The 22,125-nt window shown below is 38.2% G+C and carries 22 protein-coding genes and 1 pseudogene; 12 read left to right on the top strand and 11 right to left on the bottom strand.

Annotated elements, in window-relative coordinates:
* The first annotated feature begins 16 nt into the window (after window positions 1-16).
* Window positions 17-1,330: an adenosylhomocysteinase gene (ahcY, locus tag ACFFUE_RS01255; protein ID WP_376832103.1), complete on the top strand. Its 1,314-nt coding sequence runs from the start codon at window positions 17-19 to the stop codon at window positions 1,328-1,330.
* Window positions 1,331-1,505: 175 nt separating this feature from the next.
* Here the strand turns inward: ahcY and rsgA are convergent, their stop codons facing one another.
* The 4 genes from rsgA to dnaX all read right to left on the bottom strand — a co-directional run bounded on the left by rsgA (window position 1,506) and on the right by dnaX (window position 5,327).
* The gene (gene rsgA / locus ACFFUE_RS01260; RefSeq protein ID WP_376832212.1) at window positions 1,506-2,432 is read right to left on the bottom strand and encodes a ribosome small subunit-dependent GTPase A; all 927 of its coding nucleotides are present in this window, start codon (window positions 2,430-2,432) and stop codon (window positions 1,506-1,508) included.
* 70 nt (window positions 2,433-2,502) lie between these two features.
* Window positions 2,503-3,585: a chorismate mutase gene (locus ACFFUE_RS01265; protein WP_376832105.1), complete on the bottom strand. Its 1,083-nt coding sequence runs from the start codon at window positions 3,583-3,585 to the stop codon at window positions 2,503-2,505.
* 69 nt (window positions 3,586-3,654) lie between these two features.
* Window positions 3,655-4,077 carry a DUF8439 domain-containing protein gene (locus ACFFUE_RS01270; protein ID WP_376832107.1) on the bottom strand — a complete coding sequence of 141 codons (423 nt, stop codon included), beginning with the start codon at window positions 4,075-4,077 and terminating at the stop codon, window positions 3,655-3,657.
* 161 nt (window positions 4,078-4,238) lie between these two features.
* Entirely contained in the window at window positions 4,239-5,327 is a 1,089-nt protein-coding gene (gene dnaX, locus ACFFUE_RS01275) for a DNA polymerase III subunit gamma/tau (protein WP_376832108.1), read from the bottom strand.
* Between the two features lie 188 nt (window positions 5,328-5,515).
* Here dnaX and ACFFUE_RS01280 point away from each other — a divergent pair, with 188 nt between their 5' ends.
* Both ACFFUE_RS01280 and ACFFUE_RS01285 read left to right on the top strand, forming a co-directional pair.
* The gene (locus ACFFUE_RS01280) at window positions 5,516-6,061 is read left to right on the top strand and encodes a hypothetical protein (RefSeq protein ID WP_376832110.1); all 546 of its coding nucleotides are present in this window, start codon (window positions 5,516-5,518) and stop codon (window positions 6,059-6,061) included.
* Window positions 6,062-6,089: 28 nt separating this feature from the next.
* Entirely contained in the window at window positions 6,090-7,271 is a 1,182-nt protein-coding gene (locus ACFFUE_RS01285; RefSeq protein WP_376832112.1) for an acyl-CoA dehydrogenase family protein, read from the top strand.
* Window positions 7,272-7,364: 93 nt separating this feature from the next.
* On the opposite strand, the gene frr is transcribed toward ACFFUE_RS01285, so the two are convergent.
* The gene (frr, locus tag ACFFUE_RS01290; RefSeq protein ID WP_376832114.1) at window positions 7,365-7,919 is read right to left on the bottom strand and encodes a ribosome recycling factor; all 555 of its coding nucleotides are present in this window, start codon (window positions 7,917-7,919) and stop codon (window positions 7,365-7,367) included.
* A gap of 93 nt (window positions 7,920-8,012) precedes the next feature.
* Entirely contained in the window at window positions 8,013-8,717 is a 705-nt protein-coding gene (pyrH, locus tag ACFFUE_RS01295) for a UMP kinase (RefSeq protein ID WP_327984683.1), read from the bottom strand.
* 125 nt (window positions 8,718-8,842) lie between these two features.
* Here pyrH and porQ point away from each other — a divergent pair, with 125 nt between their 5' ends.
* The 4 genes from porQ to ACFFUE_RS01315 all read left to right on the top strand — a co-directional run bounded on the left by porQ (window position 8,843) and on the right by ACFFUE_RS01315 (window position 11,383).
* A complete protein-coding gene (gene porQ, locus ACFFUE_RS01300) occupies window positions 8,843-9,847 on the top strand; it encodes a type IX secretion system protein PorQ (RefSeq protein WP_376832116.1) in 1,005 nt (334 codons plus the stop codon).
* Window positions 9,848-9,850: 3 nt separating this feature from the next.
* Window positions 9,851-10,522: a (d)CMP kinase gene (gene cmk, locus ACFFUE_RS01305; protein WP_327984685.1), complete on the top strand. Its 672-nt coding sequence runs from the start codon at window positions 9,851-9,853 to the stop codon at window positions 10,520-10,522.
* 89 nt (window positions 10,523-10,611) lie between these two features.
* Complete coding sequence (locus ACFFUE_RS01310) at window positions 10,612-10,989, top strand: hypothetical protein (RefSeq protein ID WP_376832120.1); 378 nt, start codon at window positions 10,612-10,614, stop codon at window positions 10,987-10,989.
* A 91-nt stretch (window positions 10,990-11,080) separates the two neighbouring features.
* Window positions 11,081-11,383 (top strand): HPF/RaiA family ribosome-associated protein, encoded by a 303-nt coding sequence (locus tag ACFFUE_RS01315; RefSeq protein WP_327984686.1) that lies wholly within the window; start codon window positions 11,081-11,083, stop codon window positions 11,381-11,383.
* A 192-nt stretch (window positions 11,384-11,575) separates the two neighbouring features.
* Here ACFFUE_RS01315 and ACFFUE_RS01320 read toward each other — a convergent pair.
* Together ACFFUE_RS01320 and ACFFUE_RS01325 are read right to left on the bottom strand one after the other, a co-directional pair.
* A pseudogene (locus tag ACFFUE_RS01320) lies at window positions 11,576-11,779 on the bottom strand (L-serine ammonia-lyase); the annotation flags it as partial.
* On the bottom strand, window positions 11,769-11,978 hold the full coding sequence (locus tag ACFFUE_RS01325; protein ID WP_376832123.1) for a transposase family protein: 210 nt from the start codon (window positions 11,976-11,978) through the stop codon (window positions 11,769-11,771). The gene ACFFUE_RS01325 and the pseudogene ACFFUE_RS01320, both read right to left, overlap by 11 nt.
* A 224-nt stretch (window positions 11,979-12,202) precedes the next feature.
* Here ACFFUE_RS01325 and ACFFUE_RS01330 point away from each other — a divergent pair, with 224 nt between their 5' ends.
* The 4 genes from ACFFUE_RS01330 (at window position 12,203) to ACFFUE_RS01345 (ending at window position 17,207) form a co-directional block, all read left to right on the top strand.
* Window positions 12,203-14,698, top strand: coding sequence for a TonB-dependent receptor domain-containing protein (locus tag ACFFUE_RS01330; RefSeq protein WP_376832126.1), 2,496 nt, complete (start codon window positions 12,203-12,205; stop codon window positions 14,696-14,698).
* A gap of 268 nt (window positions 14,699-14,966) precedes the next feature.
* Window positions 14,967-15,242, top strand: a complete 276-nt coding sequence (locus ACFFUE_RS01335) for a DUF2089 family protein (RefSeq protein WP_376832128.1) — start codon at window positions 14,967-14,969, stop codon at window positions 15,240-15,242.
* Window positions 15,242-15,826 (top strand): hypothetical protein, encoded by a 585-nt coding sequence (locus ACFFUE_RS01340; RefSeq protein ID WP_376832130.1) that lies wholly within the window; start codon window positions 15,242-15,244, stop codon window positions 15,824-15,826. The genes ACFFUE_RS01335 and ACFFUE_RS01340 overlap by 1 nt, the downstream gene beginning before the upstream one ends.
* 4 nt (window positions 15,827-15,830) lie before the next feature.
* Window positions 15,831-17,207 carry a serine hydrolase domain-containing protein gene (locus ACFFUE_RS01345; RefSeq protein ID WP_376832132.1) on the top strand — a complete coding sequence of 459 codons (1,377 nt, stop codon included), beginning with the start codon at window positions 15,831-15,833 and terminating at the stop codon, window positions 17,205-17,207.
* Window positions 17,208-17,315: 108 nt separating this feature from the next.
* Here the strand turns inward: ACFFUE_RS01345 and ACFFUE_RS01350 are convergent, their stop codons facing one another.
* The 3 genes from ACFFUE_RS01350 to ACFFUE_RS01360 all read right to left on the bottom strand — a co-directional run bounded on the left by ACFFUE_RS01350 (window position 17,316) and on the right by ACFFUE_RS01360 (window position 21,802).
* Window positions 17,316-18,023: an SDR family oxidoreductase gene (locus ACFFUE_RS01350; RefSeq protein WP_376832134.1), complete on the bottom strand. Its 708-nt coding sequence runs from the start codon at window positions 18,021-18,023 to the stop codon at window positions 17,316-17,318.
* Between the two features lie 60 nt (window positions 18,024-18,083).
* Window positions 18,084-19,466 (bottom strand): dipeptidase, encoded by a 1,383-nt coding sequence (locus tag ACFFUE_RS01355; protein WP_376832136.1) that lies wholly within the window; start codon window positions 19,464-19,466, stop codon window positions 18,084-18,086.
* A 119-nt stretch (window positions 19,467-19,585) separates the two neighbouring features.
* Window positions 19,586-21,802 carry an NADP-dependent isocitrate dehydrogenase gene (locus ACFFUE_RS01360; RefSeq protein WP_376832138.1) on the bottom strand — a complete coding sequence of 739 codons (2,217 nt, stop codon included), beginning with the start codon at window positions 21,800-21,802 and terminating at the stop codon, window positions 19,586-19,588.
* Window positions 21,803-21,969: 167 nt separating this feature from the next.
* Between ACFFUE_RS01360 and ACFFUE_RS01365 the strand changes: the two genes are divergently transcribed.
* Entirely contained in the window at window positions 21,970-22,119 is a 150-nt protein-coding gene (locus ACFFUE_RS01365) for a hypothetical protein (protein ID WP_327984732.1), read from the top strand.
* Window positions 22,120-22,125: the final 6 nt, after the last annotated feature.

The following is a 22,125-nucleotide window of genomic DNA, read 5'->3' on the forward strand; positions in this document are numbered from 1 at the left end:
AAAATTTTTTGAATTAATGGAAACAAAAACCCAATACCTTCCTTATAAGGTAAAAGATATTTCCCTTGCAGAATGGGGAAGAAAGGAAATAGAATTGGCAGAGGCAGAGATGCCAGGGCTTATGGCAATCCGCGAAGAGTATGGCCCTTCGCAACCGTTAAAAGGTGCCAGAATTGCAGGTTGTCTGCATATGACCATTCAGACCGCTGTACTCATAGAGACTTTAGTGGCTCTGGGTGCAGAAGTTACTTGGTCTTCTTGTAACATTTTCTCTACGCAAGACCACGCCGCAGCAGCGATTGCCGCTGCGGGTATTCCTGTGTACGCTTGGAAAGGGATGACGGCAGAGGAGTTTGACTGGTGTATAGAGCAGACTTTGTTCTTCGGAGAAGAAAGAAAACCGCTTAATATGATTTTGGATGATGGTGGAGACCTTACCAATATGGTGTTTGACCAATATCCAGAATTAGCGAAAGAAATCAAAGGACTTTCTGAGGAAACTACTACAGGTGTTCATAGACTCTATGAAAGAATGAAAAACGGAACGCTTTTAGTGCCTGCCATCAATGTTAATGATTCTGTTACAAAATCTAAATTTGATAACAAATACGGTTGTCGCGAGTCTGCTGTAGATGCCATCAGAAGAGCTACCGATGTAATGCTTGCCGGGAAACGCGTAGTGGTTTGTGGCTATGGTGATGTGGGGAAAGGTACGGCGGCTTCTTTCCGTGGAGCTGGTTCCATTGTTACCGTTACAGAGATAGACCCTATCTGTGCATTGCAAGCTGCTATGGAAGGCTATGAAGTGAAAAAATTGGATACCGTAATAGAAACGGCGGACATCGTGATCACCACCACGGGGAATTTCAACATTGTGAGGGCTGAGCACTTCAAAAAGATGAAAGATAAAACCATTGTTTGCAACATTGGTCACTTTGATAACGAAATTGATATGGCTTGGCTGAATGCCAACTACGGTGCTACTAAGACAACGGTAAAACCTCAAGTGGATATTTATAATATTGATGGCAATGATATTATTATCTTAGCTGAAGGGCGTTTGGTAAACCTAGGTTGTGCTACGGGACATCCATCGTTTGTGATGAGTAATTCGTTCTCCAACCAAACATTGGCTCAGATTGAACTTTGGACTAATGGTGAAGCTTACGAAAACCAAGTGTATATGCTTCCTAAAAAATTAGATGAGAAAGTGGCAGCACTTCACTTGAAAAAGATTGGAGTAGAGCTAGAAACCCTTTCTGCTGAGCAAGCCAAATACATCGGTGTAGAAGTAGAAGGACCTTTCAAACCTGAGTATTATAGATACTAAAAAAAATAATCTACTGAAAAACAATATCTTGACCTAAAAAACATAAAAATATTTAAAATTTTCTACGAAGAATACTTTTTGGCACGGATATTGTTTCTATACAAACAGATTCTCATGTTTAATTTGAGTTTTCATGGTTATTAGTTTTTACCCAGCTTCGGCTGGGTTTTTTGTTTTATCTTATGGCTTGTTCTTCGGCTTCTTCCATCAGTTTTAGGTAAGTCATATAGCGGGATTCCTCTATTCCCCCCTCTTCTATAGCTTGTAAAACTGCACATTTAGGCTCATTGATATGCAAGCAATTATGAAATTTACAATCCCTTCCCTTTTCAAAAATTTCTGGAAAATAATGCTGTATTTCTTCTTTTTCTACATCTATCATTGCAAACTCTCTCACTCCTGGAGTATCTATTACAGCTCCTCCAAAATCCCAAAAGTGCATCTGTGCAAATGTGGTGGTATGTTTTCCTTTCAGATGGGTTTCTGAAATTTCCCCTGTTTTCAAATTCAAATCAGGCTGTAGGGCATTGACCAAAGTAGATTTTCCACTTCCTGAATGTCCAAAGAATACGGAGGTTTTATCTTGAATCAAGGTTTTTAAATGGGATAAGTTTAATTTTGAATAAGATGAGATTTCTAAGGTTTCATAGCCTATTTCTTGATAAATGGTTTTAATCTCTTCTACAATTGCCCATTCTTCTTCCTCCAATACATCTATCTTGTTGAATAATATCAAAGGCTGAATATTATACGCCTCACAACAGGCTAAAAATCGGTCTAAAAATCCTAATGAAGTCTCTGGATGTTTCAATGTGAAAATAAAACACGCCAAATCTATATTAGAGGCAATGATATGAGCTTCCTTGGAAAGGTTTACCGATTTTCTGATGAGATAATTTTTACGAGGTTCTATTTTGGTAATCCACGCAATGTCATCTTGCTCTAGCTGAAATTCTACCCAGTCGCCCACCGCCAAAGGATTGGTTAGCCTTGTTTTGAGCAACTTAAATTTTCCCCGAATGCGGGCTTCGTAGATGGTATGCTGCTGGGTATCTAACACTTGATACCAGCTACCCGTGGATTTTATGATTAATCCTTTCAAATTCATACGCTTGATTCCTTAAATTCAAAACAAAAAGGCTAAGTCCACACCCTTAGCCTTCTTTACCTTTTTAGTGAGATTTTATCATTACATTGTTCTGTACCTCAATAGATTCTTCGTGAATGGCTTTGAAGATTTTTTCTATAAACTCTTGAGACATTCCCGTTTCTGCTGCTTTTTGAGAGGCATATTCCGTAATCTCTTTCCAGCGTTCTGGTTGGAAGATGGCAATATTATTTTCCTTTTTCACTTGCCCTATTTTTTCGGCAATTTTCATCCTTTGGGAGAATAGTTCTATGAGATTAAAGTCTATATCCGAAATCAATGTACGGTGTTTGCCCAATTCATCCTCGTATCCAGAAATATCTGAATTTCTAATCTGAAAATTAGAAATCATCTCAGCCAAAACTTCTGGCGTAATCTGCTGTGCTGCATCACTCCAAGCTTCATCTGGCGAGCAATGGCTTTCTATAATGGCACCACTGTATCCCACATTAAGAGCTTCCTGAGCTACCGCTGCCAGCCCCGTTCTATTCCCACAGATGTGAGACGGGTCCACCAGCATTGGGATATTCGGAAATTGATTTTTGAAGTCCAAAGCGATTTGCCAATTGGGAATATTTCTATATTTCGTTTTTTGATAACTTGAAAATCCTCTGTGGATTACCCCAAGATTATGAATGCCTTGCCCCAATAGCCTTTCTAGAGCACCTATCCAAAGAGCTAAATCTGGATTGACTGGGTTTTTCACCAATACGGGCTTATCTGTTCCACGAAGTGCCATCGCAATTTCTTGCACAGTAAAAGGGTTCACCGTAGAACGAGCTCCAATCCAAAGAATATCTACATCTGCTTCCAAAGCGGCAAATACGTGATGGGCATTGGCAACCTCCGTAGCCGTTTTAAAGCCAAATTCCTCTTTTACTTTTTTAAGCCAATTCAGTCCGATAACACCCACGCCCTCAAAGCCATTGGGTTTAGTTCTTGGTTTCCAAATGCCTGCTCTGAAAATAGGAACACCAGCCCCAGAGTTTTTTATTCTCTGAGCCGTTTCTAGCATTTGGCTTTCGCTTTCTGCACTACAAGGTCCTGCTATGATAAGTGGCTGATTGAATTCATTAATCCAATCATTTTTTAAATCTTTTAATTCCATATTAAATAAGTAAAATAAAGCTAAAAGCATTCTTTTAGCCTAAAAATAAAATGCAAATAAATAAAATAATTATGAGAAATCAAATTTTAGTAAATCATCTAAATCCTTCAGTAACGGATTTTTCTCCATCATTTTTTCAAAAAGGCTTCTTTTGGTTTCTATTTCCTTTTTCAAAGCGACATCCATTTGATAGATTACTTCTATCTTAAAATGTTTTACTTTATGCTTGAAATGATTGAAAAAATTGCCTTGTACCTTTGAAAACTCAGCCCTTGCTGTATCTGAAGGGTAATTGACTTGTATGGTATTTTCATCTTTCTTAGAGAGTCTAAAACCATAGATAGCATTGAAAATGAGAGGCTCTTTTTTCCTAAGTTCCCCTAGAAACAATCGCCATTCCTCTCGCAAATCCGTTTCGGTGAAATGATTGGTAGGCAAAGATTCTTCATTGCCTTCCTCTAAAACTTCCTCTTCTTGCTCCGTTTCGTTCAACTTGGTTTCAATGCTAAATTTCCCTGCTCTTTTCCCATTGGAAATGGGCGCTGTAGCCTTCTTTATAGGAGAAACCTCTTCTTTTGAAGGTTCTATAGCCTTTGCTGGTGTTTTTTCTTTAGATTGAATAAGCTCTTCCGCCGCTTTCTCAAGGAGTGGTGCTAAGATTCTGAACTTTTTTTTTTAGAATTTCCCTCTACCGATAGCGATGCCAATTGCATCAACGCAATCTCCACCGTAAGTCTTGGGTTTTTAGAATTTTTATAATTGATATCTGCGTGGTTGCATATCTCTATAGCGTCTATTAGCTCTTGTGCCGTCCAACTTTTGGCTTGAGTGGCAAATTTTTCCTTAGTTTTTTCTCCTACTTCAATCAGATTGAGTGTTGTAGGATTCTGTGCCATCATCAAATCTCGGAAGTGATTGCCTAATCCTCCAATAAAAATATGAGCATCAAATCCTTTTTTAATGATTTCGTTAAACGCAGACAAAAGCCCAGAAATATCATTCGCTTTAGCTAAATCTGCAATATTAAGATATTGGTCGTAATCTAAAATATTGAGAACCTCAGCAGCCTTGGTAAGGGTGATATTTTTCTGGCTGAAAGTCGCCAATCTATCAAAGATGGATAAGGCATCCCGAAGGGCTCCATCAGCCTTCTGAGCAATAAGATAAAGGGCATCATCTTCATATTGTATGCCTTCTTTATCCGCTATTTTTCTTAAATGCTCTTGGATGTCCTCTATTGTAATCCTTTTAAAGTCATAAATTTGACAACGGGACAAAATGGTAGGAATAATTTTATGCTTCTCCGTAGTTGCCAAAATAAAAATGGCGTGGGCAGGCGGTTCTTCTAATGTTTTAAGAAAAGCATTAAATGCTTGGTTAGAAAGCATATGCACCTCGTCTATAATATAGACTTTGTATTTTCCCACTTGTGGAGCAAAACGCACTTGATCAATCAACTCCCGAATGTCATCCACCGAGTTATTAGAAGCGGCATCCAATTCATAAATATTGTAAGCAAAGCCATCTTCTGAGGTAGAGCCATCTTTCTCATTAATTTTCCTTGCTAGAATCCTTGCACAAGTGGTCTTCCCCACCCCACGAGGCCCGCAAAACAATAATGCCTGAGCCAGCTGATTGTTATCAATAGCGTGTTCTAGAGTATCAGTAACGTGAGATTGCCCCACAACGGTGTCAAACTCCTGTGGACGATACTTTCGTGCTGATACTATAAAATTTTCCATACGCCAAAAGTATGAAATTTATTTCATTTCGTAAAATAAAAATCTCATCAAGACATTCTGAAAAATTATATCACTTTGATTTACAAATATTTTTAGATTTAGCCGTTCTTTAATTCCATTTTTACCATTGGCATTTGCTGGTTTTTTATTTTATTCTTAAATTTGAGGAAAACTAAATTGAAGTAAAAATGAAAACATTCATCTTGTCGGTTTCTGTATTGGCAATGGCGTTATCTTGCAGTAAAAAAACAGAGTCTATTGCAGTAAAAAACACCGATTCTACAGGGGTATTTTCAGATACGGAAAGTGTTGCAGACTCCACACTTTCAGCCACATCTCATTGTTATATTCTAGCAAAAGGAAACGATACGCTCTTCGCTTCCATAGACGACAATCTGGGTACCATCTCTGGAAAACTCTATTATAAAAACGCCAATAAAGAACATTCTTTTGGAGAAATTTTAGGATTTTCTACCGATGACACTCTAAAAGTAGATTACTCCTATGTTTCTAATGGGACAACGGGAGTCAAAGAAATTTGGTTTCTCAAAAAAGACAATAAACTCTACGAAGGTACTGGCAAATACGATGCTTCTGGTGAAAAATATGCTAATGGAAAATCGGTAACCTTTGATACTGAAAACTACTTAAAATCTGAAGATTGTAAAGTAATTAATCCTATCATAACAGCCGCAGAAGTAAAATCTCAAACCCCTTCTAGCGATAAACAATAATCTAGTTCAATTTCATAAAATATTTTCTATGTCTTATTATCCATTAAATTCAATTCCAGATTATTATTCCTTAGACCATTTACTTACAGACGAGCATAAACTAATTCGCCAATCGGTGAGGGATTGGGTGGAAAGTTTTGTAATGCCTCAGATAGATGAAGCCGCACAGCATCATAAAGATATTCCTAATCTAATGAAGGAGTTAGGAAGCATTGGAGCCTTAGGCCCTTATATTCCAGAAGAATATGGCGGTGCAGGTCTTGACCAAATTTCCTATGGTATCATTATGCAAGAGTTAGAAAGAGGAGATTCTGCCGTGCGTTCTGCGGCGTCTGTTCAGAGTTCCCTTGTGATGTTTCCTATCTATGAGTATGGTTCTGAAGAACAGAAAAGAAAATACCTCCCTCAATTGGCAACGGGGGACCTCATTGGAGCTTTTGGACTTACAGAGCCTAACCACGGATCTGACCCAGGGTCTATGGAAACCCATTTTGAAGACAAAGGAGACCATTATTTATTAAATGGTGCCAAAATGTGGATTACTAATGCCCCTCTGTGCGATATTGCAGTAGTATGGGCTAAAAACGAAAATGGTGTAGTACACGGTCTCATTGTAGAACGAGGAATGGAAGGTTTTACTACGCCTGAGACCCATAACAAATGGTCGCTAAGAGCTTCCAAAACAGGGGAATTGGTTTTTGATAATGTAAAAGTTCCTAAGGAAAATCTACTTCCTAATATCTCTGGACTGAAAGGACCTCTATCTTGTCTCAATTCTGCAAGATATGGTATTTCTTGGGGTGTTATAGGTGCTGCTATCGATTGCTATTGTACTGCATTGCAATACACTAAAGAAAGAAAACAATTTGGCAAACCAATAGCTTCTTTCCAACTTCAACAGAAAAAATTGGCTGAATTTCTCACCGAGATTACAAAGGCTCAATTGCTTTGCTGGCAACTAGGAAACCTAAAAAATGCTCACACCGCCTCTCCTGCCCAGATTTCTATGGCTAAAAGAAATAATGTAAAAATGGCAATAGACATCGCTAGAGAATCGCGTCAAATGCTTGGTGGAATGGGTATAATGGGTGATTTTTCAATAATGCGTCACGCGGCTAATTTAGAATCGGTGATTACCTATGAAGGCACCCACGATATTCACCTTCTCATTACAGGATTGGATATTACGGGGATTAATGCATTTTCGTAAATCAATTTTTTATAAAATTAAATAATAAAAAAGCGTTTCGGGCAATCTCCGAAACGCTTTTTTATTAATATTCTAATATCAAATAATATTGAATTAAACCTTCATAATATCCGCTTCCTTCAGTTTCACGTGTTCATCTACGCTTTTCACATATTTATCCGTAAGCTCTTGGATATCCGCTTCTGTATTTTTGATTAAATCTTCAGAAACGCCTTCTAATTTTTTCAAATGTTTCATTCCATCTTGTCTAGCATTTCTGAGGGTTACCTTTGTCTGCTCCCCTTCTGCTTTGGCTTGCTTAGCCAAATCTTTTCTTCTTTCTTCGGTAAGAGGCGGTACATTAAGAATGATGGTATCACCATTATTAGATGGAGCGAAACCTAAATTGGAAACAATAATCGCCTTTTCAATGGCTTGAATAGCAGATCTATCCCAAGGCTGAATAGAAATGGTCATTGCATCTGGTATAGAAACATTGGCCACCTGTGTAATGGGCGTCATAGAGCCGTAGTATTCTACCATTACATCTTGTACCATTGTGGTAGAAGCTCTACCTGCACGAATTTTTTGAAATGCGTGATCCAAATGCTTCATTGCTGCTTCCATCTCGCTTTTCACTGTGTCTATGATTAAATCTAATTCTTCCATTTACTTTAATTTTAAATTATAACTAGAGTTTTGAGTTTTGAATGTTGAGTTTTAAGTTAATACTTTGAATATTGAATATTAAACATTGAACCTTTAATTCACCAATGTTCCTACCTGCTCCCCTTGTACGATTTTCAATAAATTATCCTTTTGATTCATATCAAACACAAGGATTGGCAAGTGATTTTCGTGGCTAAGGGTGAATGCCGTCATATCCATCACTTTCAAATTTTTCTCGAAAACTTCTTCAAAAGAAAGGGAATTAAACTTCACAGCATTATCATTTTTCTCAGGGTCACTATCATAGATACCATCTACACGCGTTCCTTTGAGGATAACATCTGCCCCTATTTCTATTGCTCTAAGTGTAGCAGCAGTATCTGTAGTGAAATAAGGATTGCCCGTTCCTGCTCCAAAAATGACTACCCTTCCCTTTTCCAAATGTCTGGTAGCTCTTCTTTTAATGAACGGTTCTGCCACTTTATCCATTTCTATTGCACTTTGCAATCTGGTATGGATGCCAAGGTTTTCCAATGCTCCTTGCAATGCCATTCCATTGATTACCGTAGCCAGCATTCCCATATAATCTCCCTGCACTCTATCCATTCCATTGGCTGCACCTGCCAATCCGCGGAAAATATTACCACCTCCGATGACAATCGCCACCTCGCAGCCCAAATCAACCACTTTTTTGATTTCCTCGGCGTATTCTTTTAGTCTATCGTTATCAATACCATACTGTCGGCTTCCCATTAACGCTTCGCCACTTAGTTTCAGAAGAATTCTTTTGTATTTCATTTGAATGTTGATTTTTAGGTTGTGCAAAGATAATGAAATGTAAATAATTTCGTTAGTATAAAATAATTTATATAATAATTTTTCCTCAAACACAAAATAAGTTATTTTTGCAAGGTTGTAATCTTATGAAGTTAAAGTCGATTTTTGCTATTATTCTAGGAGTTAGTTCCGTGTCTTTATGGGCACAAAACGGAGCTAATGTCTATCCTTTTCTTAATCTTCCTGTTTCGGCAAGGCAAGCCGCTTTGGGAGGTGATGCGGTATCCATCAGGGATTATGATGTTAATTTCACTGGCGTTAATCCATCACTTAATCATTTGGATATGGACAATAGATTGGCTATCAACTACGCTTCTTATCTCGCAGATTCCAAATATGGGACAATGGCTTATGCCAAAGACTTAAATCACGGTCATCTCATTTCGGCTTATGCCAAATATATGGATTACGGAAGTATGCCCAGAACGGATGAAAGTGGCATTACCTCTGGAGAATTTAATGCCATAGATGCCGCTGTGGGCGTGGGCTATGCTTATCAGTTTGAAGAAAACTGGACCATAGGGGGAAGCATTGGCTTTGTAAGTTCTAAAATTGACAATTTTACTTCTATGGGGATTGCGGCTACGGGTGCCATTACTTACCACAATAATAAGGATAAGGAAACCCTCAGTTTGGTGGCAAGAAACTTCGGTTATCAGTTTAAAACTTACAATGGCGTTAGAGAGCGTTTACCTTTCAGGATAGATTTGGGATATACCAAAATTTTGGAGCAATTTCCCATAGCCATCACCATCACAGCACACGATTTGCAAAAATTTGACATCTCTTCCGAGTACAATAACAATGAACAAAAAGTGGGCTTTGGAAGAAAGGTGATGGATCATTTCTCCTTCGGGGCAGAGCTATTTCCAGAAGATGCCTTCAATATCCGATTGGGGTACAACATCAAGCGTGGTAATGAACTTGCCGTAATGGACCAAAGAAGCTTTGCAGGACTTTCCGCAGGATTTGGGGTAAAAATTTCCTCGTTTAGGTTTGATTATACCCACGCCAGATACCACAATGCTTCCCACCTCAATATGCTGGGTCTCACCTTAGATATTACCGAACTTTCAGGAAATAGAAGATAAATTATGAATAGAAAACCAGTTATTGCCATAGACGGATACTCCTCCACAGGTAAAAGTTCCATTTCCAAAATCATTGCCGAACGCTTAGGCATTGTGCATATGGATACGGGAGCCCTTTACAGAGGTATTACCTACTTTGCTTTACAGCATTGCTTTAGTAATGATGAGATAGACACCGCATTGCTTTTCAGTTCATTGAAAGATGTGGTTTTAGAATTTAAAGACCTTGATGGGCAGCTGGTACTCTTTCTCAACGGAAAGGATATTTCCAAAGAAATACGCCAGCCCGAGGTTTCAGAATGGGTGAGCTTCATTGCAAAGCAACCCGAAGTAAGAGCCTTCTTACTGCACACCCAAAGAAGCATTGCCGAGAATGGTGGCGTCATTATGGATGGCAGAGATATTGGCACTACGGTACTTCCCAATGCTGATTATAAATTTTTTCTTACCGCCAGCATAGAAGAGCGTACCAAAAGACGATACCAAGAGCTGCTCTCAATGGGAGAAAACACCACCGAAACGGAAGTAAGAGACAACCTCATAAAACGAGATAAAATAGATAGCGAACGAGAAATCTCTCCTCTAAAACAGGCTGAAGATGCCATCCTCATTGACAATAGCCACATCAACAAAGAAGAAACCATAGATTTGATTTTATCGTATATTAAAAAATAAATCTTCTATCCTCAAGCCATTATATTCTTATTAATGGCTTTTTTGTTTTGTGGAAACCATCTCAGAAGTCGGGTTAAAACCCGACCCTATTGAATGAAATTGAAACCTCATTTCACCTTGTGGAAAGCTTCGAGCAGTTGCTCAAACCTTATTTCACCTCTGCGGGAAGCTTCAAGCAATTGCTCAAACCCTATTTTACCTTGCGGGAAGCATCGGGCAATTGCTCAAACCTCATTTCACCTTGTGGGAAGCTTCGGGCAATTGCTCAAACCCTATTTCACCTTGCGGGAAGCTTCGAGCAATTGCTCAAACCCTATTTCACCTTGTGGGAAGCTTCGGGCAATTGCTCAAACCCTATTTTACCTTGCGGGAAGCTTCGAGCAATTGCTCAAACTTTATTTCACCTTGCGGGAAGCTTCGAGCAATTGCCTAAAAGTAGTTTCAACAAGGGGAAAAGTTTGGAGTAGATAAATAAACGCGTGTTAAAGTTTGTTAAAACCTCTGTTTTTAAATGAATTTTCACTACCTTAGACCTACAAATTTAAAAACATTAAGATTATGGTTATTATCATCAATTCAGACAATAATGTAGATACATCAGCGGAATTCAAAACTTATTTTCAAGGAGAATTGGAAAAAGATTTAAAACGATTTGAAAGCTATGTAACACGCTATGAAGTGTTCTTTTCAGACGAAACCAGTAATAAAGACACTCCAGGAGAAATCAAATGTGTGATAGAAGCGAGGGTAAAAGGTAAAAACCCTGAAAGAGTTTCTAACCACGCCGATACGCCTAAAGCGGCATTTGACGGTGCAGTAAGCAAAATGAAAACCGTTTTGGATAAAGCTGTAAGCAAGTAATTTAACGCATTTCTAACTAAACTCCCCAGCCTAAGTAAGTTGGGGAGTTTTTATTGAACATTGGAAGTATTTTATATTTCACTTAACACTCTGGTACATTTACGGCAATTGCCAGTCCGCCCTCGGAGGTTTCTTTAAAGCGTTCGTTCATACTTTGTGCCGTATCCCACATAGATTGTATCACTTCATCTAAGCGTTTTCTTCATTCACAGCTAAGGCAAAGCAAGATACCCATTTATTGATATTATTGAAGGTCTTTTCCTCATTTACTACCAAACTAAACCATTCTTCCATAGAATGATATGACTTTCAGTTTACCAATTTCTTATTCAATCCTGCGGCTCTTCGGGTTACATTGAGCCCCCCAGGCAAAGTACCTTCCTTATTAATACTCCTCTAAACATTGATTTAAAACACTCGGATTCAGTGAACTAAACGCTCTGTTAAAAGTATCGTGAGAAGGTATTCCATTAGGAAGCTGACAATATTCTTTTACAAAATCGTAATGATTTTCAGCAAATAATACCATTTCCTCATAGTCTTCACCGCCACTTAAATAAGCAAACAAGCCAATCAATAAAATATCCGAAAGCAAATAGTTACACTTTTATTCACTATTCTATAATCCTCAATATCCGAAAAGTATCCTGCTAAATCCATAAAACGAATATATGAAATTTCGTGCGTTTAGCTTACTTTAACATATTTTAAGAAAATTAAATTTAACCTACGCTGATTAATATCATCTAAGCATTCGGAGTGGCAATAGCTTCTCCGAATATTTTTTATACAAAATACTTATATATAAACGATTACTCAATGAACCAAACTGAAATCATTCAAAACTTCACAAAAAAATCCTTAGGATTAACGCTGGTACTATCAGCGGCGGCTTTTGCTTTTGCACAAGAAAAAGTAAATGTAACAGGGAAAATTGTGGACAAGCAAAACAATCCTATTCCCTACGCTTCTGTCACCTTTAGCCATCCTAGCAATAAGCTCTTTAGTGATGCTACTCTTACAGATGAAAAAGGACAATACAGTTTGCAACTGGTACCTGCCCATTATAACATTACCATAGAAGCGGTAGATTTTAAAAAACAAAACTTTGCACAACAGATTTCTGGGGGCAATGTAAAAAACTTTGTTTTGGATGCAGAGAGTACTGCTACCCTTACCCCTACTAAAAATATAGAAGGAGTAACCATTACAGCCGTATCTTCCAAAGCTTACAATGTAGAGATTGATAAAAAAGTTTATAATCCTGCTCAAGACCTTATCAGTAAAGGGGGAAGTCTTCAAGATGTTCTTCAGAATGTTCCTTCGGTTTCGGTGGAGTCTGATGGTACAGTCTCTATGAGAGGTGGGAGCAATGTTACTTTCTTAATTAATGGTAAGCCCTCTTCCATCTTAGGAATGGATGATAGCAATGCCCTACAATCTATCCCTGCAGACCAGATTGAAAAAATAGAAGTAATCACCAACCCTTCTTCTAAATTTGAATCCGCAGGAACAGCCGGTATCCTAAACATCATCTTGAAAAAAACACGCCAGATGGGATTCAATGGAAGTGTAGAGGGAATGATAGGCTACCTACCACAAACAAGGCTGAATACCAACCTGAGCTGGAGACGTGGTAACCTTACTTATTATGTGAATGGCGGTGGTGGATACAACCAATGGCGTTCTACATCCAGGTCTAATTTTACCCTTAACAACAGAACGGGAATCTCGCAAGGCACTACTTTGAGCTCCAATCAAGAAAGTATTACAAACAGCTATAATAAGACTTACAACCTTACCTCTGGATTGGTGTATGATTTTAATGATAAAACCTCTGTGAACTTCTCTGCAATGGTGAGAGGTAACAGAAATAGCAGTGAAAACGAAACCAATTACTATGAAGACCTTTACCTCACAGGCTTAGACAATGTACTGCGTACCAGCGATGGATTTACCAAAGGATTGGCCTATCAGTTTGATGCTGGGTTGGATAAAAAACTTAATGACCGAGGACATAACCTAACCTTTGCAGCAAGTTTTCAAAAAAATGACAACACCACAGATAGAACCATCTTGGAAAACTCTGCCTTTGGTAATTCTCTTAGCGTGATTGAAAATCAAATCAATAATAATACAACTTATCTCGCCAAGATAGACCACGAACTACCAATTGGCGAAAAATCAAAATTTGAATCTGGTTTGCGATGGGATAGAAATGAGAACAACTACGATTATACCGTAGATCAAAGTATTGCCAATGCGGCTTACCAACCCGTAAATGACTTTACCTTTGATGCATTTTATAATGAAATGTTCTCCGCAGCGTACGCACAATTTAAAAGTAAAATCGGAGAAAAGTTTGGCTATCAATTGGGAGCAAGAGTAGAAAATAGCATCATCGATTTTGATTTCACCCGTTTGGATGGAAACAATCAGAAAGGGGATAAAAACTATACCAATGTTTTCCCTTCCGCATTTTTGAGTTATAATCTTTCTAAAAACAATCAGTTATTATTTAATTTTACCCAAAGAATCCGAAGACCAAGAGCCTTTTTCCTAATCCCAGTGCGTTCTTATCAAGATAATAGAAACCAATTTATTGGAAATATTGATTTGAACCCCGCTTATGTAGATTCTTTTGAATTGGGCTACGCACTTCAGAAATCTAAAATCACAATAAATCCTACCTTGTATTTTAGACATACAAAGGATGATTTTAAGATGTACCAGTCCAGAAACATTGATGCCTACGGTAATACGGTAATCCAAACCACTCCTATGAACATCGGAGACGAATCTACCTATGGATTGGATTTAAACGCTTCGTTTGACCCTTATTCTTGGTGGAAAATTATTGCCAATGTGGATTTATTTGGCTACAAAACCACTGGTCGCTACGAAAGTATGGACTATGATGGGCAAGGTTTTTCATCCAGATTGAGATTAACCAATACCTTCAAGCCAGATAAAAAGACCAGCTTGCAAATCCAAACCTTCTACAGAGGAGGGCAGAAAACCAATAGTATGGACCGTAAGGCGATGTACTCTATCAGCTTAGGAGGAAGCCGCCAGATTTGGAATAATACCGCTACAATTGGTTTTAATATCCAAGATATCTTCAATACCAGAGCAATGGAGAATGTAGTTTCCACAGCAGAATTTGATAGATACAATTACAATCAATGGATGCCGAGAACCTTCAACCTCACATTCAGCTATCGTTTCAAGCAAGGCGATAAAGTGGAACAACCGAAGAAAAAACGCGATACCAACAACAATGCCGATGCTGGCGGTGATTATGAAGGTATATAATTCTCTTGATTATTTAGCTCCACTACTTATTACAAAGAAGCTGTCCAAAACTTTTCGGACAGCTTCTTTTTCAAGAATAGTTTTGCTCATTTAATGCAATCCAAATGGGATAGAATGACAAAAAATAAAGCTCTACACTCCTCCCCTACACTTAAAATACATCATTTTGTAAATACTATTTTTAATTTTATTAAAATATATTTTAACTTTATTTAGTTTTTGAATTATTTTATGTACATTTGTAGCCATAAAAATAAACCATTCTGCTATGACCAAACTCCCTACGGTTTGTCCGAGTTGTGATAATGCACTGAGTGTTAGCCAAATGAAATGTACCCATTGCTCTACAGAGGTATCGGGTGTGTATGAATTGCCTCTCTATCTGAAACTTACAAGAGAAGAGCAAGAGTTTATCCTCAATTTTTTCCTGTCAAGTGGTAGCATTAAGGAAATGGCAAAACAAGCCGAGCTTTCCTATCCCACAATGCGAAATAAAATGGACGATTTAATAGAGAAAATCAAACAACTAAACGATTTGAAATAATGAAAAAGAACTCCTTTGAATTGAAACACCTCTTCAACCCTTTTTTGAAATATTCCGAGCAAAAATTGCTTGTTACAAGTCTTTTGGGTTGGGTAATGCTTAATGTAAGTTGTGTGATGTTTAATCATAAAATGAACGGTTTGTTGCATTTTTCTACTCATAACAATTCGTGGCTTGATTCATTAAAAACAACTAACATTGTATTGATTATCAATCTATTGTTGTTTTATATTTTAGGAAAAATCATCAACCGAAAAACGCGTTTTATTGATATTTTCAATGCTATTTTGGTTGGAATTATTCCTCTTGTATTGATTACAGGGATTAGTGAAATTCCCATTTTTGCCAATGCTCTTGAAAAAGTCGCTCATTCTGCCTACCAATTAGAAAACTTTTCTGAAATGAAATGGGAATTAATGCTCGTAGCTATTAGTTCGTTGATCATACTTCCTTTGTTGGTGTACGCTATCGCGTTGATGTTCAATGGATTTCGAGTAGCTACCAATTCAAAAAATGGCTTGCATATTGCCTTGTTTTTTATCGTGCTATTTATATTAAATTCAATCACTCAATTTTATTTTTAAACGTATGAAAATCAGATTTTTTACTTTCATTTTGTTGTTTGCCGTACAACATATTTTTGCTCAAATTGAAGGAACTTGGAAAGGCGATTTGTCCATTCAAGGAATAAAATTACCTTTGGTTATCGAAATCGAATCGGGAGAAAACGGCTATAAATCAACCTTATACAGTCCGAAACAAAGTTCGCAAGGATTTCCGACTTCTAAATTTACTTTTGAAAATTCGGAATTGTTTTTTGAAAATAAACTTCTTCAAGCCCAATACAAAGGTACGCTGAAAGACGGAAAAATCACCGGGACTTTCACCCAAGGAGGAATGAATATGCCTTTGATTTTGGAAAAAGCCGAAAAAACAGCCGCACAAGCTCATTCTGTGCCCAATATTGGAAATCGAGAAATCAACACAGAAAAACTCACCCGATACATTGAGTATTTCGCAGAAAAACAACACGGTGTAGGCAGTGTTTCTATCTCCCGAAATGGAAAGAAAATCTATCAGAAAAGTTTCGGACAAAATCAGTTGCCTCATCAGAATTACAACGAAAATACGGGGTATCAAATCGGTTCGATTACCAAACTTTTCCTCGCTACAATGATTATGCAAGATGTGGAAAAAGGAAAGTTGAACCTTTCGGACAAACTTTCAAAATTTTATCCTCACTTGCCCAATGCAGATAAAATCACCCTAAAAAATATGCTAAACCACACCAGCGGATTGGGCGACTATGTAGGAGAAACTGGCGAATGGCTTATGAATGAAACGGTTAGTGAAAAAATGGTTTTAGACAGCATTGCCAAACAAGGCGTGCTTTTTGAACCCAATGAAAAGGTAAAATATTCTAATTCAGCATACTATCTATTGTGCAAAATATTAGAAAAAAAACATAAAAAGCCTTTTAATGTGCTTTTAAAAGACCGTATTACCAAAAAATTGGGACTGAAAAATACGTTCTCCGTACTCGATTACCCTAAAAATATTTTTGCTTCGTATCAATTCACAGACGGAAAATACGTTCTTGTAAAAGATTTCAATTTCGTAAATGCTTTGGGGGCTGGCGATATTACTTCCACAACGGACGAGCTCAACGTGTTTATCCAAGCTCTTTTTAGCGGAAAACTTCTGAAAAAAGAAACCGTACAAATGATGCTTCCTGTTGATAGTAACTTTGGACTATGCGTGATGAAAGTACCGTTTTACAATCAAACGTATTACGGACACGGTGGCACTACTTTGGGAACAGATGCTCTAATGGCGTATAACCCTACCGACGACATTGCCATCAGCGTTTGTGTCAACGGCAGAGGGCTCTATTCTACCAACGAATTTAACATTGGAATTTTGAGCATTATTTACGACGAGCCGTTTGAGTTTGAGAAGGAATAAAACAACAAAAACCACAAGTCTTAGAATTTGTGGTTTTTATTTTAAGAAGTTTCAGAGCTTATGGATTAAATCTGGGTTTTCAGAACATCATAAAAACTAGGCATTATATTATTTCAAATCTGGTCTGGTAGGGCGTATTTCTATTTTACTTGGCAATGTTCTTGGGTTCATTTCAAGCATATCTACGATTAACGCTCCTATGTCTTCTGGCTGAATTTTCCAAGCATCACTTTCTGAAGGAGTATGTCCATTGAAGTTAGACGAAACACTTCCCGGCATAATGGTAGAAACTTTGATATTATACTTCCTTAAATCCAGCATTGCGGCTTGAGTAAAGCCTACCACACCAAATTTACTAGCATTATAGCCTGTTCCATTTTCAAAAAAATTAGTTCCTGCCAAACTGGAAATGCTTATGTAATAACCTTCTGTTTTTTTCAACGCCTCTACGCTTGCTTTTAGAGTAAAGAACGCTCCCGTAAGGTTGGTGGTAATCATTGCATTCCAATCTTCTTCGGAAAGTTCATCTATCGGTTTAAAGATGCCCAACCCTGCATTGGCAATGACAGCATCTATCCTGCCAAAACGCTCCACGATTTGTTGCACAGCATTTTGCTCATCGGTCAATTGGGTAACATCTGACGCCACCCCCATCACGAATGGAGCTACTTTTTGCAATTCTAGTTCTGCTTGTTTTACATCTTCAGCCTTTCTACCACTGAAAGCTACAGCATAGCCTTTTTCTAGTAAAACCTTCGCTACCCCGAAACCAATACCTTTGGTTCCTCCTGTAATGTATATCACTTTTTGTTTCATAGGGCTAAAATAAAAAAAAACGCTCCCGAACGGAAGCGTGTATATGAGTTTAATATTTTTTTAACCTTTAGCATAATTTTCAAAGAATAAAGGAATACTCTCTATACCTTTATAAAAATTGGCTAAGCCGTAATGTTCATTCGGAGAATGAATGGCATCTGAACCTAAACCAAAGCCCATCAACACAGATTTTGCTCCCAAAACTTCTTCAAATAAAGCCGTGATAGGAATACTGCCTCCACTTCGGAATGGCAAAACCTCTTTTCCAAATGCGGATTCCATTGCTTTTTTAGCCGCTTGAAACTCTTTGGTATCACTTGGCAACACATAAGGCATCCCACCGTGGTGAGGAGTTACCTTTACACGCACATTATCGGGAGCTATTTTCTCAAAGTATTTCGTAAACTTTTCGGTGATTTCATCAGGGGTTTGGTAAGGTACCAATCTCATAGAAATTTTCGCAAACGCTTTAGAAGGGATTACCGTTTTAGCTCCTTCACCTATATAGCCTCCCCAGATACCATTACAATCTAATGTTGGACGGATGGAGGTTCTCTCCAAAGTGGTATAGCCTTTCTCGCCCTCTACCCCTTCTAATCCGATGGATTTTTTGAAAGCCTCAGGGTCATCTTTCAGTTTGTTCATTTCAGCTCTTTCTTCATCAGATACCACTAGAACATTGTCATAAAATCCGTCTATGGTAATATGCCCGTCTTCATCTATCAGCTGTGCAATCATTCTTGCCAATGTGTGAATAGGGTTGGGAACGGCACCGCCATACAACCCAGAATGCAAATCTCTATTAGGACCTTCTACTTCCACTTCTATGTAGCTGAGTCCTCTCAACCCTGTGGTAACGGTAGGCTGCTCCATAGAATATAAACTGGTATCCGAAATTAAGATACAGTCGCAAGACAATTTGTCCTTGTATGTTTTAATGAATTTTTCAAGGTTTACAGAGCCTACTTCCTCCTCCCCTTCAATGATGAATTTAACATTACAAGGTAACGCATTGGTTTTCATCATTGCTTCAAAAGCTTTAAGGTGCATAAAGAATTGTCCCTTATCATCTGCTGCACCTCTTGCAAAGATGGCTCCTTCTGGGTGGATGTCTGTAGCTTCTACATAAGGCTCAAAAGGTGGTTTTTTCCACAAATCTAATGGATCTGGCGGTTGTACATCATAATGCCCATATACCAATACGGTAGGCAACTCTGGATTCAAAAGTTTTTCTCCATATACAATAGGATAGCCCTCTGTATCGCAAACTTCTACATTATCTGCCCCTGCATTTCTAAGATGCTCTGCCACTTTATCTGCACAGTCTAGCACATCTTGGTTATAAGCTGGGTCTGCACTGATGGAAGCTATTCTCAACAATTCAAAAAGTTCATCTACGAAGCGTTGTTTGTTTTCGTGGATGTAATTTAATGTATTTTGCATTGATAAAATTTTGATATTACTTGGGGTAAAGTTAAAAAAAATGCCTCGCTACTGCAAGACATTTTTTAATTATCATTTATATGGCGTCCTAAAAAGCAATATAATAAGACTTTCTAAAACTAAATAGAATCTATAATCTCATTCAAAGTGGCACTTGGACGCATTGCTGCGTAAGTTTTCTCTTCGTTTGGATGATAATATCCTCCAATCTCCTGAGCCTTACCTTGAGCACCTATCAACTCTTCATTGATTTTAGCTTCGTTGTCTTGCATTGCCTTTGCTACAGGTGCAAACTGTGCTGCCAACTCTGCATCTGCCGTCTGTGCTGCCAAAGCTTCTGCCCAATACATCGCCAGATAGAAGTGAGAACCTCTGTTATCAATACCGCCCACTTTTCTCGCTGGAGATTTGTCCGTAGCCAAGAATTTTGCATTGGCTGCATCTAAAGCATTGGATAACACCATCGCTTTACCATTGTTTTGAGTCTGAGCCAAATGCTCCAATGATGCTTGAAGTGCCAAGAACTCTCCCAGAGAATCCCAACGCAGGTAGCCTTCTTCTAAGAATTGCTCCACGTGCTTCGGTGCGGAACCTCCCGCTCCTGTTTCAAACAAGCCTCCGCCGTTCATCAATGGTACTATCGAAAGCATCTTGGCAGAAGTTCCTAATTCCAAAATCGGGAACATATCTGTAAGGTAATCTCTCAATACATTTCCAGAAACAGAAATGGTGTCTTTACCTTCTCTAGCTCTCTTCAGGGTTTCTAGCATCGCATCTTTCACATCCATAATGCGGATATCTAGTCCTTCGGTATTGTGGTCTTTTAGATATTGTTCTACTTTTTTGATGATTTGAGCATCGTGAGCTCTTCCCTTGTCCAACCAGAAAATGGCAGGGGTGTTGCTTAGCCTTGCTCTATTCACAGCCAGTTTTACCCAATCCTGAATTGGAGCATCTTTCGTTTGGCACATTCTGAAAATGTCCCCTTTCTGAACTTTTTGCTGAAGCAATACATTACCGTTTTCATCCAAAACTTTCACTTCACCATCGCCTTCCACTTGGAATGTCTTATCGTGAGAACCATACTCTTCTGCTTTCTGAGCCATCAATCCCACATTCGGTACAGAGCCAAAAGTACGAGGGTCTATTGCTCCATTTTTCTTCATATCCTGAATAATGGCATCATAGAAACCTGCATAAGTTCTATCTGGAATAATGCAAACGGTATCTTCCTCTTTTCCATCTTTGTTCCACATTTTACCGCCTCCTCTCACCAAGGCTGCCATAGAAGCATCTACAATGACATCCGAAGAAACATGGAAATTGGTAATGCCGTTATCCGAATTTACCATTGCTATTCTTGGTCCGTTTTCGATAGCTTTAGCAATATCCGCTTTAATCTCTGCTTCCTTCGGAGTTCCGGAGATTTTCTCAAACAATGTTGCCAAACCAAAATTAGGATTGATATCCAACGCATCAAATTCTGCTTGATATTTAGCAAAAACATCTTTGAAATACACTTCTACAATAGCTCCGAAAATAATAGGGTCTGAAACCTTCATCATTGTCGCTTTAAGGTGAGCCGAAAGCAAGACATCTTTTTCTTTTGCTTCATTGATGGCATCTTGTACAAAAGATTTCAAAGCAGCAAGGTTCATCACAGAGGAATCTATCACCTCGCCAGCCTTCAATGGTGCTAAGTCTTTCAATACTTTTTCAGAACCATCGTTCCCAAAGAAAACAATTTTGAATTTTCCTTCGTTTTCTACCGTTGTAGAAGTTTCTGTTCCATAGAAATCTCCTGCCTGCATATGAGCCACAGAGGTTTTAGAATCTGCCTTCCACTCGCCCATTCTGTGCGGATTGGCTTTAGCGTAATCTTTCACAGATTTAGGAGCTCTCCTATCCGAGTTGCCTTCACGCAATACAGGATTTACCGCACTTCCCAATACTTTAGAATATCTCGCTTTGATTTCCTTTTCCTCGTCATTTTTAGGTTCAGCAGGATAGTTTGGTACATTGAATCCTTGCTTTTGAAGCTCTGCAACAGCCTCTTCCAACTGTGGTACAGAAGCCGAAATATTAGGAAGTTTGATGATATTCGCCTCTGGCTGTGTTGCCAATTGTCCCAATTCTGCTAAATAATCTGGGATTTTTTGTTCATCGGTAAGGGCATCTGGAAAGTTTGCCAAGATTCTTCCCGAAAGGGAAATATCTGGGACTACGATTTCAATATCTGCGGTTTTCGCAAAAGCCTTTACCATTGGCAAAAAGGAATGCGTTGCTAGCATTGGAGCTTCATCCGTAAGGGTGTAATAAATTTTTGCTTGTGACATTATTATTCTTTTTATTTTTTTAGATTAATGATTTACAAATTTAATATTTTTAAGGGAAAACAACCTCATAAAATAGTAGAAAAAAAACAGCGTGATTTTAATCAGAAATGAGGTAAGCTATAATCTTAAAGCTTATTTTTGCAATAGCAATAAAAATATAAAACATTATGCAAGAGAAGGATAATAACTCTAAATTTAAAAAGTGGTTTAAGCGTGTAGGCTGGGCAGGCTTAGCATTTTTCACCATTAAAGGCTTGGTTTGGCTGGTAATTTTCTACTTCGGAGCAGATGCTCTTTCTGGCTGTTTTCAAAAGTAATTATTA

This window comes from Bergeyella porcorum (genome assembly GCF_042427575.1).
Classification (GTDB): Bacteria; Bacteroidota; Bacteroidia; order Flavobacteriales; family Weeksellaceae; genus Bergeyella; species Bergeyella porcorum.

Coding starts and splice junctions, on each gene's coding strand:
- ahcY (WP_376832103.1), top strand. CDS start 17: ATGGAAACAAAAACCCAATACCTTCCTTATAAGGTAAAAGATATTTCC.
- ACFFUE_RS01265 (WP_376832105.1), bottom strand. CDS start 3,585: ATGGAATTAAAAGATTTAAAAAATGATTGGATTAATGAATTCAATCAG.
- dnaX (WP_376832108.1), bottom strand. CDS start 5,327: ATGGAAAATTTTATAGTATCAGCACGAAAGTATCGTCCACAGGAGTTT.
- ACFFUE_RS01280 (WP_376832110.1), top strand. CDS start 5,516: ATGAAAACATTCATCTTGTCGGTTTCTGTATTGGCAATGGCGTTATCT.
- ACFFUE_RS01285 (WP_376832112.1), top strand. CDS start 6,090: ATGTCTTATTATCCATTAAATTCAATTCCAGATTATTATTCCTTAGAC.
- frr (WP_376832114.1), bottom strand. CDS start 7,919: ATGGAAGAATTAGATTTAATCATAGACACAGTGAAAAGCGAGATGGAA.
- pyrH (WP_327984683.1), bottom strand. CDS start 8,717: ATGAAATACAAAAGAATTCTTCTGAAACTAAGTGGCGAAGCGTTAATG.
- porQ (WP_376832116.1), top strand. CDS start 8,843: ATGAAGTTAAAGTCGATTTTTGCTATTATTCTAGGAGTTAGTTCCGTG.
- cmk (WP_327984685.1), top strand. CDS start 9,851: ATGAATAGAAAACCAGTTATTGCCATAGACGGATACTCCTCCACAGGT.
- ACFFUE_RS01315 (WP_327984686.1), top strand. CDS start 11,081: ATGGTTATTATCATCAATTCAGACAATAATGTAGATACATCAGCGGAA.
- ACFFUE_RS01330 (WP_376832126.1), top strand. CDS start 12,203: ATGAACCAAACTGAAATCATTCAAAACTTCACAAAAAAATCCTTAGGA.
- ACFFUE_RS01335 (WP_376832128.1), top strand. CDS start 14,967: ATGACCAAACTCCCTACGGTTTGTCCGAGTTGTGATAATGCACTGAGT.
- ACFFUE_RS01340 (WP_376832130.1), top strand. CDS start 15,242: ATGAAAAAGAACTCCTTTGAATTGAAACACCTCTTCAACCCTTTTTTG.
- ACFFUE_RS01345 (WP_376832132.1), top strand. CDS start 15,831: ATGAAAATCAGATTTTTTACTTTCATTTTGTTGTTTGCCGTACAACAT.
- ACFFUE_RS01350 (WP_376832134.1), bottom strand. CDS start 18,023: ATGAAACAAAAAGTGATATACATTACAGGAGGAACCAAAGGTATTGGT.
- ACFFUE_RS01355 (WP_376832136.1), bottom strand. CDS start 19,466: ATGCAAAATACATTAAATTACATCCACGAAAACAAACAACGCTTCGTA.
- ACFFUE_RS01360 (WP_376832138.1), bottom strand. CDS start 21,802: ATGTCACAAGCAAAAATTTATTACACCCTTACGGATGAAGCTCCAATG.
- ACFFUE_RS01365 (WP_327984732.1), top strand. CDS start 21,970: ATGCAAGAGAAGGATAATAACTCTAAATTTAAAAAGTGGTTTAAGCGT.